Here is a 13,908-nt window from a genome sequence, read left to right as displayed (position 1 = left end):
TAATGTATAAACAATCACTTTCTTATACCGATTATGATATGGAGTTTATATTCTATGATGAAGGTATAAAATGAAGTGGTATTGAATTTAACGGGAGGTTAATGCGTTCCAGATATAGCTTATTCTGTTTGAAAGTATTATTTCACGTCTAATAATATATATGTTTTGAAAGGTATGATAGTTTTCCTGATCAACTATCATTAATTTATTTTCAGAAATCTCTTTTTCAATAAGTAATTTAGGTAGCCATGCAATACCTAAACCCTGTAATGCCAATTCTTTTAGATCACCTGCATTATCTGTTTCATATAAAGTGCGATAGTTTAATTTGTTCTCGATTACTTCATCAACACAGTTTCTTAAATAGGCTTGTTTACTATAAGCCAATAAGGGGAAAAGTTGATCAAATGAATATTTGGGTAGATTATTATTGAGCGCGGTAACAGGAAGTATTTCCATTTTCACAATTTTATGAAAAGTAAAAAGTGAAGGGTCGAGTTGCTGTAAGGTTTTTTGATCACAATAACAAATTAAAAAATCACATGAGCCATCTTTGAGCAAACGCATCCCTTGTTTTTGATTGGCAGCAATAATTTCTAATTTTAAGTCCTCTAAATTGAGTGACAGATCGTGGATAAAGCGTGGGAAAAATTGCGTTATCAATGAATGTGATACTGCAAATTTTATGGTTAATTCATTGTTTTTAATATTTTTTTCAAGATAATTTATGGTTGTCTCAAGTTGGTTTTGGATGTTTTTTGCCGAGGCCAATAAAATTTGTCCCGCTTCGGTGAAGTCGATATTTTTACTATGCCGTTTTAAAATTTGGAAACCCAATGCATTTTCGATGTTCTGAATTCTACGTGAAAATGCAGATTGTGTGACATGTCTCATCTCTGCTGCTTGAGAGATTGATTTTTCTTGCTCTAGTGCAAGTAAATCTTCAATCCATCGAATTTCCAAGGTCATAACCTATCCTTAACGCGTGCTTATATACATTATAATCTATTATGCAAAAAATGCATGTAGCAATATTTTTTTACATTAGAAAAAATACAATCTGTCCTCTACTATAAATTTATTGTTAAGCAGAGTCTATTTAAATGAATGTTAAGATTAACACACGCACTGAAAAAGATTTATTAGGTTTTAAAGAAATTCCAGCGCATTGTTATTATGGTGTTCAAACGTTAAGAGCAATTGAAAATTTTAATTTAAGTCAAAACAAATTAAGTCAGTTTCCTGCTTTTATTAAAGCACTGGCTATGGTGAAATCTGCATGTGCACATGCAAACTTTAAATTAAATAAAATTGAAGAAAATAAAAATAATGCGATTCAATATGCCTGCCAGCAGATTTTAAATAATCAGTATCATGAACAATTTATGGTGGGTATGATTCAAGGTGGTGCTGGCACTTCAACGAATATGAATATAAATGAAGTCGTTGCAAATGTAGGGTTAGAATATATGGGTCATTTAAAAGGGGAGTATCAATATTTACATCCAAATAATGATGTGAATATGTCTCAATCGACCAATGATGTCTATCCAACAGCGATAAAAATTGGATTAATCTCTGCAATTCAACAATTGAATGCGCCATTCCAAGATTTAATCGAAAGCTTTAAAGCGAAGTCAGACGAGTTTTCTAACATCTTAAAAATGGGTCGTACCCAGCTACAAGATGCGGTCCCTATGACTTTAGGCCAAGAATTTGGTGCTTTTGCAACGACTTTGAAAAATGATTTAGACAAATTAAATCAAATTATGCCAGAAGCGTTGAGTGTGGTGAATCTCGGAGGCACTGCGATTGGTACAGGAATCAATACTAAAGTGAAGTATCGTGACTATGCCATTGCATCGCTATCTGAAATTACCCAACGAAAAATTAGCAGTGCACCTGATTTAATTGAAGCAACATCGGATATGGGTGATTTTGTATTATTGTCTAGTTTGCTAAAGCGTACAGCGACCAAACTTTCAAAAATTGCCAATGATTTGCGTTTATTATCCAGTGGTCCACGTGCAGGTCTAAATGAAATCCACTTAGAAGCACGCCAGCCAGGCAGCTCAATTATGCCGGGTAAAGTGAATCCTGTTATTCCAGAAGCAATGAATTTGGTCTGTTATCAAGTGATTGCAAATGACTTAGCGATTACTTTAGCCGCAGAAGCGGGTCAGCTACAGTTGAACGCGATGGAACCATTGATTGCATTTAAATTATTTGAATCAATCGAGTTATTAGGCAAAGCGATGCACATGTTCCAATACAAGTGCATTGCGAGCATTCGTGCTAATGCTGAACTTTGTCAGTCACAGGTGGAAAATTCCATCGGTATCATTACCGCACTTAATCCTTATTTAGGCTACGAAACGACCACACGTATTGCGAAACAAGCCAATGAATCAGGGCAAAGCGTGTTGGCTTTGATTAAAGCGGAAAACTTAATCTCTGATCAAGTTTTGGCAGATATTTTAGCTGTGGAAAACATGGTACAACCGAAGCAAACCGCATAATCCTTCGATTTAACGGATGAATGAATCAACTAAAGAAACCCATAAACATGGGTTTCTTTAGTATAGGTCAAGAGATATTGGTGTTGACTTGACCTTCAGAGGTGAGCAATTCTGCCATTTCTCTGGTTTTTTTCAAGCCTGGCATACGATATTCAGTATGACCGAAGTCTTTAATCGACTTCCAACGACCACCCCAAGTTAAACCAACTGATTCAGCAACTTGACCATATAACTCATAGCCTCTCATCGCCCATGGGTCGCGTTCAGTGATGACCACTTTACCATTTCGTTTAAATGCCACATCGGCAGCCAGTCCAAATTGATGATAGCTTTGATAACTTCTAGCACGTGTTGTATTTGGATTTCCTGCCAGCATATTCTGACGAGCAGGACTACGATAGCCTTCTAATAAGACCAGCTCGTAGCCATACTGTTCCTTCATAATCTTAAAGACCATGAGTAAACGTTGCTTATAACGTGGATTCATCTTATCCCATTTTCGGTCAACCATACTGCTATCCAATGCACCATGAGAATGTACGATTGGTGCTTCTATCTGTGATGCATCCACTGAACCGCTGTGTTGAGCAAGGTATTCTTGTTCGATTCGTGTCGCTTCGATAAGTGCATCATGAATCAGTGTTACATCAACTTCGGGAGGCGGGCTCAGTATTTCACCATTGAGTAAGGCATAAACTTGAGGGTCTGTTTCTTTTAAATACTCAGCTTCGATACGCGTTGAATTAATAGGGCGAGTGAATGCAAAGATAAGAATACTGGCAAATAAAAAGAAACCCGCAATTAAAATCCACCACTGTTGTAGATGCCAATGGGATTGAAGTCTTTCAGGTGCCGCCGCTTGATGCATGTTTTCTGCAAACTGCATGGCATTGACGATTTTTTTTCGACTACTCGGAAGTAGCGACTGTAATAATTGTGTGCATTTAGAGCGCAGCTCATAAGACATTAACAATGTCAGTGTTACAGCGACGAAAATAAAGCAGAAAGAAACAAACCAAATCATTGGCTATTTCAGTTCATTGACAGAAAATGGTCGTTGGGTCACATTGATTTGTACCGTGGCTTGAGGTGCTTCTGTTTCAGGTTCTACTTCCTTGGTAGTATCGGTCTTGGTTGGTTGAGTTGTTATTTTAGTTAATTTGTCACTCACCGATGTTTGCCCATTTTTGTTCGTGTTGGGCTTTGGTGTTACGGGTTGAGCTGTTTTTCCAGTATTCTGCGCACTGGCAAAGGGCGAGGCTGGTTGAGCAGTATTTACAGGCGGCACCACAGCATGTTGGAAGAATTTATTTAAATCACTACTTTGTGGTTGAGTAAAACTATTATCGTCGTCAGGCTCTGTACTTTCTTGAGGCACAAACTCTATCACTTGAGTGCTTTGAGCATCTTGCTGAACATGGGTTGGGGGTGACAACAATTCTTCAATCTGCTGAGCTTCCTGTACCTCATGCTGGGATTGAGCTTTAAAAAATATAAAAAATATCAATAGACTACAGATGATTCCTGCAAGAAATCCGATGAGTAAATAAATTACAGGTGATAAATTCTTTTTTTTATTCGTCTGTAATATGCGTAAAGAGGTAGGTCTTTCCTGAATCATGTTGCATCAACTAAGGTAAATGGATCGTGATATGTGCTTCTTCCGCTGGTGCTGAAATCACATTCTGATAAGGAGCTAAAGCACTCTGATTTTGTTGGGATAACATGAACTTTAACCCTGCAAAGGTCAGTGCAGCAAATATCAATAAAAAGATTAAAATCCAGAAAAATGGTAGTTCATGATGGATAATATGTTTAATTTGATCAGGAATCGCTGCAAAAGGTGAAAAGGCAGCTTTTTTACCTTTCAGATAATCAATTTCATCACCGACACGTGCGACCAGATGATTTAAACTTTCGACTGATTCAAGTCTATATTTCCCTTGAAAGCCCAACAGTAAACAATAATGAAAAATTTCAAGTGCGGCTAAACGTTCCTTACCACGACTTCGTAGTTGTTCTAAGATCTCAAAAAAGCGATAACCTGCTAATTGCGAACCAAACAAGCTGAGTTGTAGCGGGCTGACCAACCACGTATTTTGCAAGTTGAAGTAGGCGGCATCTTGTTGAGTGGCGATGGTTTCATCGATCAATGCACAAAATGCATATTTAGCATCATGAATATCATCACTTGAAAATTGAAGTCGTTTGGCTTGCTGCTCAAAACGATTTAATAAATCTAAAATTTTAGTACGGAAATCACTGGGATTTGAGGGAATATAACGATTACGAATTAAAAATACCAAATAGAATCCGTCATGCAGCAGATCTATCAAATTTGTGGTTTGAGATTTATTTTGCGGAAGATTGGTCGTAGGTAAACCAGAACCAATTTTCCCATCATCAAATAAAGAGGGTATGCCCGTCGGATGTTGAGTCATCATTGTTCTCTTAGGTATTCATTACGGCAATAAGTTCAATCGTGATATCTTGAAAACCAGCAGGTACATATACACAAATAGTTTCTGATTCAAGCATCTGTTGATACAATTCGTGGTGTGGCTCAATCTCAAAGTAACTTACACCTGAGCGGACTGGGATCGCTGTTGGAACTTGCATTAAATGGTGCAATGGTACGGCTGGTAAAGCAGCAACCACACGTTTTTCAACATCAATGGTACTCCCCACTTTAAATCGTAATGGCACGATTTGAATCAGCTCATGGGTTTGCATCATGCTACTTGAAACAGCAATATACAGACGCGTATCGCGTGTGATTTTATCTGACTCAAGACTACCCACCCAATAAGATGGTCGAATTTCTTTCAACGCAATATTGAAGTAACGGTTGGAAATAATGGTATCTAATAGATCTCTTAAAATAACATCCAGTTGTTGGAAACTATCTTGAAGTTGGTGATGTTTGTAGTGCGGTAAGTGATCGACGTCATAATTGGTGGAAAAGGTTAGTAATGATCCCGTTAAACGTAACATCTCGGAAAATAAACGCTCAGGGTGAATCAGTGGATACTGTAATAAATGATTCAAACCAGCATAAGCGGTGTTGAGTGCATTAATGAGCCAAAATGAGACAATATCCCCAGAACGGAACTCAATCAGTTTTTGTTCATTTTCTCGGTTACTGCTTTGAATGGTTTTGATCTTGGCTTTAATGACATTGAGTGTTCGTTTTAAGTTGCTGGTTAAGGCTTCTGACGCTGCAATGTGCAAAATGGGCGGAATGAATTTCTGGTCCAATTCAAAAGTACCTGAGCTTTGGCGTTTTAATTTGCCAACGGCTAGATATAAGAAACCATCGAGATTCTGACTCGGCTGAATATGCTGTTCAAGCAGTTTAAACTCGGCGCGACGACGCAGTAAGCTGAGGTCTGCGGGACTGGCATCGGTAAATAAATCGTGGGTTTCAGCTAAATAATTATGATAGCGACTGGAAAGTGAGTGATTTCCATCAGCGATATTTTTCTTGTTGGCTTGTAAAATAGGTAAGGCAAGATAAACGATCATTTCACCTTTTAGATTTAAGTCATCCAATAAGAGTGGCTCAGGGAGTAGATCTTGTGCAGGCGCATGATAAATCTCGCCATCTTGCCAAATGATCTCGACTTCTTCTAAAGCCAAAATATGGGTTGAAAGTTGAACTTGATCAAACCTGAGTTTTTGTACACCATAAGCATAAGGAACCAAGGCTCGAACGGTATGGTTTAAACGCTGCTCATGATAAGTATCTTGAATTTGGAAATGCTGCGGACGTAAAAATAAGCCTTCGCCCCAAAGAATTTTTTCTGCTTTAAACATATCAATTTACCAGTAATTATTCGTATTCATTCTTTGGCTGAACGCCGAGCATGTCTTGCACCATTTGTAATGGATGTTCATCTTTAATGACTTGGCTTAACCATTCATGTAGTGGCATTTGACTCCATTTAATTGTCTTTTGCAGCATATAACTCACGGGGCTGTGTGGTTCATTTTTTTGAAAATAAGTGGCAATTTCTTGTAGCACCTGCATGGCTTGCTCACGATTTTCAACATGAGATTGAACTTGCGGTTGAAAAGACAGTTGATTGTGAGTCATTGGAGCCTGAGCCGTAACGGGTTGAGTTGTGGGTATACTTGGTGTTTCGACGTTGCTTGTGTTTTGCGGTATAGGTTGTTCAAAATGCTCAGTTTTATAGATCTTTTTGAGGCTGATATGAATCGTATCCAAGCTTGAATCAATCGCTGCAAAACTTGGTGAATCTAAACCTAATAAGCCATCCAAAACATTTTTAAGCACAGACCATTGCTGAAGGATGTCATTAAAATGTTGATAGTTTTGATATTGAAAGTTTTTATCTGTATTTAATAAAGCCTGTTCGAATTGTTCTAATTCAGTGTGACTATTGGCACTGTCATAATCATCACTTTGCTTACGACGAATGTTTTCATGGTAGAGAAAATTGTCATAATCGAGCAAATGATAAAAAGGGGAGTGATCAATGAGCGAGACTTTTTTAATGAGTAATGGTAACTGGTTAATCAGCCCCTGCAATAAACCAATGCGTTGGTCAAGATCATCATCCTCAACTTCTGGGTGTATCGTTAGCCAGTATTGTTCAAGTAAGCGATGGCTTAGTTCTAGGCTTTTGGCAACACCTGAAAAACCGTAAAGATTTGCCCACGCCTCAGAAAGCCACGTAAGCAATCGAATATCTTTACTTTTAGATTGCAGCAAATCAATAGAGGTGGATGCAACAAAATCCCAATCAGCTTGTTTAGGTTCGGTGACCCAATCACCTTGATCAAGTAAAAGATCATCTTGAGTTTTCGCTTTTTTAATGCTGTGAAACTCATTGGAAAAAGAATAATCTTCACCACAAGGCGATTGCTCATGAATTGGTGTAAGTAAAGGGGATATGTCCATATTCATAACAATTGGGGCTCAATCTCAAGAATCTTAAACGTCAGCTTTTGCTTTTTTACTCGAACGCTTTCTAGTTCCTTTTTCAACAGGATCTAATTGATAGCTAATATCTTCATCTTTGACATCGATAATGATGAGTTTCGGTAGTTTATGCTCAGCCAAAGCAACCAAAATTTCAGTTGCAAGCGAAGGTAATACGGTCGAGTTTAGGATATTGTCCACATTTCGAGCACCGCTATCAACTTCAGTACAACGGTTCAACAGGAGTTCAACGAGGTCTTCGGAATATTGAACCTTAGTGGCATATTGCTTTTCGATTCTAGAAACAATCTTACCCAGTTTATGTTTAATGATTCTGACCAATAATTCATCGTGTAATGGGAAATAAGGTACGATCCGCATACGACCAATAAAGGCGGGCTTAAATTGTTTATACAAACTTGGTTTTAAGTGTTCCAGTAAGTCTTCAGCGTTTGGCCACTCTTCAACAGGTTGGTTTAAGCAAGCCTGCATAATGGCACTTGAGCCAGTATTTGAAGTGAGTAAGATAGTTGTGTTTTTAAAATCAATGATACGGCCTTCACCATCTTCCAATGTTCCTTTATCAAATACTTGGTAGAAAAGTTCTTGTACATCACTATGCGATTTTTCGATTTCATCCAATAACACAACACTATATGGGTTGCGGCGGACAGCTTCCGTGAGCACACCACCTTGACCGTAGCCAACATAGCCAGGAGGCGCACCTTTTAAAGAGGAAACGGTATGTGCTTCTTGATATTCAGACATATTGATGGTGATTAAGTGTTGTTCGCCACCATAAAGCTCATTGGCTAAAGCCAATGCTGTTTCTGTCTTCCCTACACCACTCGGTCCAACCAACATAAACACGCCTTGGGGTTTATTTGGATCTTCTAATTTGGCTTTAGAGGTTTTAATGCCTTGCACCAATTGTGTAAGCGCATAATCTTGCCCCATGACTCGCTCAGCCAATTTATCCTCAAGCGTTAAAATTTGCTTGATTTCATCATTGACCATATTTCCAACAGGAATACCTGTCCAGTCAGAAATAATTTCATTAATAATTCGAGGTGTTACTCGTTCAAAGACCAAAGGACTTTGTCCTTGAAGTTGGGTTAAATCAGTTCTTAAAGCGGAGATCTGATTTTTGGTCTCAGTGTGTTCATCTTGAGCATTTAATTGTTGGATTTGTTTCACCAAGGCAAGCTCTTGTTGCCATCGGATTTCAATTGCTTGTATTTCACTGTCTAGCGTTGACAGTTCTTGGTTGAGCAGCTCTAAACGCTCATGATGGATCGGGAACTGTTGATGTTCATGCGTTAAAATTTGCTGTTCTAATTTCAGATTGTGTTGTTGAGCTTTGAACTGGTCAAGAATGACCGGCTGGGCATTTTGAGTTAATGCCACACGAGCCGCAGCAGTATCTAATACGCTAATCGCCTTGTCGGGGAGTTGACGTCCACTGATATAACGATGAGAAGCCTGAACCGCAGTCACAATTGCTTGATCATCAATATGTAAGTTGAAATGGTTTTGCATGACAGGAATCATGGCACGTAGCATATCGATGGCAACTTCTTCGGTTGGCTCTTCTACTTTGACCACTTGAAAGCGACGACTTAGGGCAGCATCTTTCTCAAAATACTGTTTGTATTCAGCCCACGTTGTTGCCGCTATCGTTCTTAATTCACCACGCGCTAAGGCGGGTTTGAGTAGATTGGCGGCATCATTTTGTCCCGCTTGGCCGCCAGCACCGATGAGTGTATGTGCTTCATCAATAAATAAAATAATTGGGTGGGTGGACGCTTGAACCTCTTGAATCACTTGTTTTAAGCGATTTTCAAACTCACCTTTAACACTTGCGCCCGCCTGTAATAGACCCATGTCTAACACATGCAGTTGTACATTTCTAAGTGCTTCGGGGACTAAACCTTGGGCGATTTTTAATGCCAGACCTTCAACAACGGCAGTTTTACCTACCCCTGGTTCACCTGTCAAAATAGGATTGTTCTGCCGACGACGCATCAAGATGTCGAGCATTAATCGAATTTCGAATTCTCGCCCAATAACAGGATCAATTTGTCCATTTTGTGCTTTTATGGTCAAGTTGATGGTGTATTGATCTAAGGCAGGGGTCTTTACTGTGGTTGTAGTTGCTGGTTTTTCCTGTTGTGCTTCAGTTGATGCTGTGGGCACTTCAATTTGAGATTGCTCGCTGCTCTGACCACAAATATCTAGAAACTTGTGTTTCATCGTATCAATTGGGAACAGCTCAAATAAACTAGATGCTCTGAAGGCAATTTGTTGTAAATCAGGGGCTGTTAACAATGCAATGATTAAATGACTACTCCGAATCAGCGGTGTTTGTTCAGCGGATGCTAACAACCATGCTTGTTCAAATAGCTTAACGATTGATTTTGCAAATATTGGAGTGCGTGTATTGCCTTTGGGTAAAGAAGCAATTGTTTCTTTTAAATCATGAGTTAAAGCATCTGCGGAAATATTATTTTTTTGTAATAAAATAAGTAAATCATTCACTGGACTTTGATTTAGTAATTCTACAAATAAATGCTCAATTTCAATCTCATAATTCAATTGATTAATGCAGTAATTGGCAGATTTTTCTAATGCAGCACGAGTAGGAGGTGATAGTTTTGTAATTAAAACCTTTAAATTACTCATTTATTACTCACAATAATTTTGAATATCAAGCCCCGCTAAGTCAGTTCAGACTTGATATTGTTGTTATATCTAAAATATATTTTCTAAATAAAATCAAAAACTTAGCTTTACTCTGTCTGAGTGTACAGATTATTCTACAACAAAATATATTAATTTTAAATAGAAAGGGAGTACTATTCTTGAAAAATATTTGCATAATATAATCAAAATAATTTAATAATGTTATAAAACGTAATTAGTATTGACTTTCTATGTGGTTTTTTTGTTAAATTCGCGACAATGTTCTAGGTGCACAAAATTGACGAGTAAGAGGGTTTTTTAAACAATAATTGTCGACTCTTCAATTATATAAGTTAAATAATTATGAGGCATATTTTGAAAAAAGGTATTGTAGTATCAATTCTTTGTATGGTTATGGGTAGTTTGGCTTACGCAGATGATCAAGAAACAAAAAGTGTTGATCCAGAAGCCAATCTGACTGATCAAAAAATAAAACCAGTGAAGTTAAAAAGAAAATGTATTAAACAAAATCCATTGGTTGCGGGTCAAACAGATCAAGCGCTATTGAAAATTTATCAGCAAGTTTGTGATAAATCGAATGCTAGTCAGGTCAATGATTTATTGGCTCAAGCAGCGATGAGAATGTACGAGTTAAAACAGCCGATGAATGCTTTGACGTTGGCTAGTGAATTGCAGCAGAAAAATATTCAAGGTTCGATGTTAACTGATGTCACTTTTTTAGCGAGTGTTGATATCGCAAATCAGGCCTTACAACATATGCGCACTGATGAAATGCGTTATCTCAGTACTGATTTAACCTATCCACCTGCTAAACAGTTAAGTGAGAATATTCGAACAGCATTACCTGCACCTGTGATCACGACCAAAGCAGTAGAAGAAGCGCCTAAAAAAGAAGCTCGAAGCACCAATACAGCCAACCGACGTGCCGTGAGTCAGCCTAAAAGAACCACTGCTGCACCGCGTAACACCACCACACAGACTACTGCGCCAGCAAGTCGTCCAACAACCACAACACCAAGTGCTGTTCGACCGACAGGTACGAATCCATTCGCTTCGTTGAAAAAATAATCAAGGGTATACAGTTATGGCAAAAAGAGAAAGTGTACAGAAAAAATTGCAACGCATTCGTCCTCCTCGTGTGCAGTTAACTTACGATGTTGAGGTGGGTGATGGTAAAGAGTCTAAAGAGTTGCCATTTGTCGTTGGGGTTATGGGAGACTTTTCTGCTGCTTCAGAGCTTGAAAAGACGAAATTAAAAGACAAGAAATTCATCAATGTTGATTTAGACAATATTGATGAGGTGATGGAGTCTCTAGCACCAAGAGCGGCATTTCAAGTTGAGAATACATTGACTGAAGAGGGCGGACGTATGTCTGTCGATTTAACCTTTAACTCAATGGAAGATTTTAGACCTGAGCAAGTTGTACAACAGGTTGATCCTTTGCGTAAATTGGTTGCAGCGCGTGAACGTTTAACTGACCTTCGAAATAAAATTTCGAATAGTGAACGTTTAGAAGATTTATTAGATGAAGTGCTAAAGAATACGGATCAAATACGCCAACTTAGTGCGGAGGCAGAAAATGAGTAATTTACAAGCTGCAACTGTATCAAATGTAGAAGCTGAATCAGCAAATTTGCTCGATTCGATCGTTGAGCAAAGTCGTATTGCGCGTAATGATGACGAGCATGTTCGTGCTAAAAGTTTGATTGGCGAGTTAGCCAAAGAAGTGATGGCGGGGACAATCACCGTTTCAGAAAATATGACCTTATCGATTGATAAACGTATTGCTGAAATTGATGCTTTAATTTCAAAGCAGCTCAGTGAAATCATGCATCATGAGCAGTTTCAGAAAATTGAATCAACTTGGCGTGGACTCTACTATTTCTGTCAAGAAACACCTTCTCACTCAATGATTAAGATTCGTATGTTAAATACGACCAAAAAAGAGTTAGTGAAGGACTTTCAGGGTGCAACCGATTTTGATCAAAGTACTTTGTTCAAAAAGATTTATGAAGAAGAGTATGGCTCATTTGGTGGCGCGCCATATGCTGCGTTAATCGGTGATTTTGAGTTTGATCGCACGCCGTCTGATATGTATTTATTAGAGCAAGTTTCACATGTCGCAGCGGCAGCCCATGCGCCGTTTATTTCGGCTGCAAGTCCAAATATTTTAGGTCTTGAATCATTCACCGATATTGATCGTCCACGCGATGTTTCAAAAATCTTTGAGACTGCAGAATATGTGCAATGGCGCTCTTTCCGTGATAGTGAAGACTCACGTTATGTTGCCCTTACTATGCCGCATGTTCTAGGGCGTTTGCCTTATCATCCGAAAGAAGGCACAGCGACGGAAGGCTTTAATTTCATCGAAGCGGTCACGGGCGAAGACCATAATGATTATTTATGGATGAATGCAGCTTATGCCTTTGGTACACGTTTAACCAATGCGTTTGATGCGCATGGTTGGTGTGCAGCCATTCGTGGTGTTGAGGGTGGTGGTTTAGTTGAAGGCTTGCCAGTACATACCTTTAAAACCTCAGATGGTGAAGTTGTCTTCAAATGCCCAACTGAGATTGCGATTACGGATCGCCGCGAAAAAGAATTGAGTGACTTGGGTTTCATCCCATTGGTTCACTGTAAAAATACAGATTATGCGGCTTTCTTTGGTGCGCAATCTGCACAGAAGCCTAAGAAATATGATAGTGATACTGCAAATGCGAACTCAGCACTTTCAAGTCAGATCCAGTACATCATGGCTGTCTCACGTATCGCACATTACTTAAAAGCAATGATGCGTGACAAGGTGGGAAGCTTTGCATCAGCAGGCAATGTTGAAGCATTTTTAAACGAATGGCTCTCACAATATGTTTTGCTTGATGATGGTGCATCTCAAGAAGCGAAAGCACAATATCCGCTTCGTGAGGCATCAGTAAAGGTTGTAGAAGATCCTGCTCAGCCAGGTCACTACAAATCGGTGGTCTTTTTAAGACCGCATTTCCAGCTGGATGAGTTGTCAGTTTCTTTGCGACTCGTGACTGAACTACCACAGTCCTCAAATTAAAAAATGAGATCAGCCAAAAGGGACTGTAGACAGATGACAGATGCTTGCGCCTGAAGTGTCAACAGACCCTAAAATAACTTTAAATAAACAGAGGTGAATTTTAAATGAAAGATATATACGTTGAGTTTCGTGGCAAATACAAGGTAGACGGAGAGTCACGTGACTCTGAGCACAAAGGTTGGCTAGAAGTTAACTCTTGGTCTCACAAAATTCGTCAGCCTAAGTCTGCGACTTCAAGTAGTGTTGGGGGGCATACTGCTGAACGTGTTGAGCATGAAGATATGATTTTCCTTAAAGATTTGGATGCAACAAGTCCTAAACTTTGGGAAGCATGTTCTGCTGGTTATACCTTTGATGAAGTACAGATTGATTTTTATCGTGCAAACGGTGATAAACGTATCAAGTACTTACAAATTAAATTGAAGCACGTTTTAGTTTCAAGTGTGACTCCGATTGTAAATGAAGAGGGTGTCCCAACTGAACAGTTTGGTTTGAAATATGCTGCTGTTGAGTGGACATATAACCAACAAGATATTAACGGTACTGCGAAAGGTGCTGTTACTAAGAAATGGTCGCTTTCTAACAACACAGCATCATACGCTGCATAATTAGAATCGTGATTTTTCATAGAGGTTAATGATTCATTAACCTCTATTTCCCTTATCTTTTTGTTTTATAA

Annotated in this window: 12 protein-coding genes; 5 read left to right on the top strand and 7 right to left on the bottom strand. The window is 38.7% G+C overall.

The features are described 5' to 3' along the window. Nucleotides 1-87: 87 nt before the first annotated feature. Nucleotides 88-969, bottom strand: coding sequence for a LysR substrate-binding domain-containing protein (locus MMP72_RS06310; protein WP_241315568.1), 882 nt, complete (start codon nt 967-969; stop codon nt 88-90). A 134-nt stretch (nt 970-1,103) separates the two neighbouring features. On the opposite strand from MMP72_RS06310, the gene MMP72_RS06305 reads away from it, so the two are divergent. Further along, a complete protein-coding gene (locus MMP72_RS06305; RefSeq protein WP_241315566.1) occupies nt 1,104-2,519 on the top strand; it encodes an aspartate ammonia-lyase in 1,416 nt (471 codons plus the stop codon). 67 nt (nt 2,520-2,586) lie between these two features. Here the strand turns inward: MMP72_RS06305 and MMP72_RS06300 are convergent, their stop codons facing one another. Genes MMP72_RS06300 through tssH form a run of 6 tightly spaced genes read right to left on the bottom strand, consistent with a single transcriptional unit; the run spans nt 2,587 to nt 10,146 of the window. Further along, the gene (locus MMP72_RS06300) at nt 2,587-3,543 is read right to left on the bottom strand and encodes a M15 family metallopeptidase (protein WP_241315564.1); all 957 of its coding nucleotides are present in this window, start codon (nt 3,541-3,543) and stop codon (nt 2,587-2,589) included. A gap of 3 nt (nt 3,544-3,546) precedes the next feature. Further along, nucleotides 3,547-4,140 (bottom strand): hypothetical protein, encoded by a 594-nt coding sequence (locus tag MMP72_RS06295; protein ID WP_241315562.1) that lies wholly within the window; start codon nt 4,138-4,140, stop codon nt 3,547-3,549. A gap of 10 nt (nt 4,141-4,150) precedes the next feature. Then, a complete protein-coding gene (gene icmH / locus MMP72_RS06290) occupies nt 4,151-4,960 on the bottom strand; it encodes a type IVB secretion system protein IcmH/DotU (protein WP_241315560.1) in 810 nt (269 codons plus the stop codon). A 10-nt stretch (nt 4,961-4,970) separates the two neighbouring features. Next, a complete protein-coding gene (gene tssK / locus MMP72_RS06285; RefSeq protein ID WP_241315558.1) occupies nt 4,971-6,335 on the bottom strand; it encodes a type VI secretion system baseplate subunit TssK in 1,365 nt (454 codons plus the stop codon). A 16-nt stretch (nt 6,336-6,351) separates the two neighbouring features. Next, nucleotides 6,352-7,449, bottom strand: a complete 1,098-nt coding sequence (tssA, locus tag MMP72_RS06280; protein ID WP_241315556.1) for a type VI secretion system protein TssA — start codon at nt 7,447-7,449, stop codon at nt 6,352-6,354. Between the two features lie 27 nt (nt 7,450-7,476). Further along, nucleotides 7,477-10,146, bottom strand: coding sequence for a type VI secretion system ATPase TssH (gene tssH / locus MMP72_RS06275; protein ID WP_241315554.1), 2,670 nt, complete (start codon nt 10,144-10,146; stop codon nt 7,477-7,479). Nucleotides 10,147-10,521: 375 nt separating this feature from the next. Here tssH and MMP72_RS06270 point away from each other — a divergent pair, with 375 nt between their 5' ends. The 4 genes from MMP72_RS06270 to MMP72_RS06255 all read left to right on the top strand — a co-directional run bounded on the left by MMP72_RS06270 (nt 10,522) and on the right by MMP72_RS06255 (nt 13,837). Next, on the top strand, nt 10,522-11,235 hold the full coding sequence (locus MMP72_RS06270; RefSeq protein ID WP_241315553.1) for a hypothetical protein: 714 nt from the start codon (nt 10,522-10,524) through the stop codon (nt 11,233-11,235). Nucleotides 11,236-11,251: 16 nt separating this feature from the next. Continuing rightward, on the top strand, nt 11,252-11,755 hold the full coding sequence (tssB, locus tag MMP72_RS06265; RefSeq protein WP_004654766.1) for a type VI secretion system contractile sheath small subunit: 504 nt from the start codon (nt 11,252-11,254) through the stop codon (nt 11,753-11,755). Beyond that, nucleotides 11,748-13,229, top strand: a complete 1,482-nt coding sequence (gene tssC, locus MMP72_RS06260; protein WP_241315551.1) for a type VI secretion system contractile sheath large subunit — start codon at nt 11,748-11,750, stop codon at nt 13,227-13,229. Before tssB ends, tssC begins: the two co-directional genes overlap by 8 nt. Nucleotides 13,230-13,333: 104 nt before the next feature. Next, on the top strand, nt 13,334-13,837 hold the full coding sequence (locus MMP72_RS06255) for a type VI secretion system tube protein Hcp (RefSeq protein WP_005195657.1): 504 nt from the start codon (nt 13,334-13,336) through the stop codon (nt 13,835-13,837). Nucleotides 13,838-13,908 lie beyond the last annotated feature (71 nt).

Source organism: Acinetobacter sp. NIPH 2699 (assembly GCF_022549355.1).
In the GTDB taxonomy this organism is placed as follows: Bacteria; Pseudomonadota; Gammaproteobacteria; order Pseudomonadales; family Moraxellaceae; genus Acinetobacter.
Note: the sequence above shows the minus strand (reverse complement) of the source record. Positions and strands in the feature narration are given on the sequence as shown.

Coding starts and splice junctions, on each gene's coding strand:
- tssC (WP_241315551.1), top strand. CDS start 11,748: ATGAGTAATTTACAAGCTGCAACTGTATCAAATGTAGAAGCTGAATCA.
- tssH (WP_241315554.1), bottom strand. CDS start 10,146: ATGAGTAATTTAAAGGTTTTAATTACAAAACTATCACCTCCTACTCGT.
- MMP72_RS06310 (WP_241315568.1), bottom strand. CDS start 969: ATGACCTTGGAAATTCGATGGATTGAAGATTTACTTGCACTAGAGCAA.
- icmH (WP_241315560.1), bottom strand. CDS start 4,960: ATGACTCAACATCCGACGGGCATACCCTCTTTATTTGATGATGGGAAA.
- tssB (WP_004654766.1), top strand. CDS start 11,252: ATGGCAAAAAGAGAAAGTGTACAGAAAAAATTGCAACGCATTCGTCCT.
- MMP72_RS06300 (WP_241315564.1), bottom strand. CDS start 3,543: ATGATTTGGTTTGTTTCTTTCTGCTTTATTTTCGTCGCTGTAACACTG.
- MMP72_RS06255 (WP_005195657.1), top strand. CDS start 13,334: ATGAAAGATATATACGTTGAGTTTCGTGGCAAATACAAGGTAGACGGA.
- MMP72_RS06295 (WP_241315562.1), bottom strand. CDS start 4,140: ATGATTCAGGAAAGACCTACCTCTTTACGCATATTACAGACGAATAAA.
- tssA (WP_241315556.1), bottom strand. CDS start 7,449: ATGAATATGGACATATCCCCTTTACTTACACCAATTCATGAGCAATCG.
- MMP72_RS06305 (WP_241315566.1), top strand. CDS start 1,104: ATGAATGTTAAGATTAACACACGCACTGAAAAAGATTTATTAGGTTTT.
- tssK (WP_241315558.1), bottom strand. CDS start 6,335: ATGTTTAAAGCAGAAAAAATTCTTTGGGGCGAAGGCTTATTTTTACGT.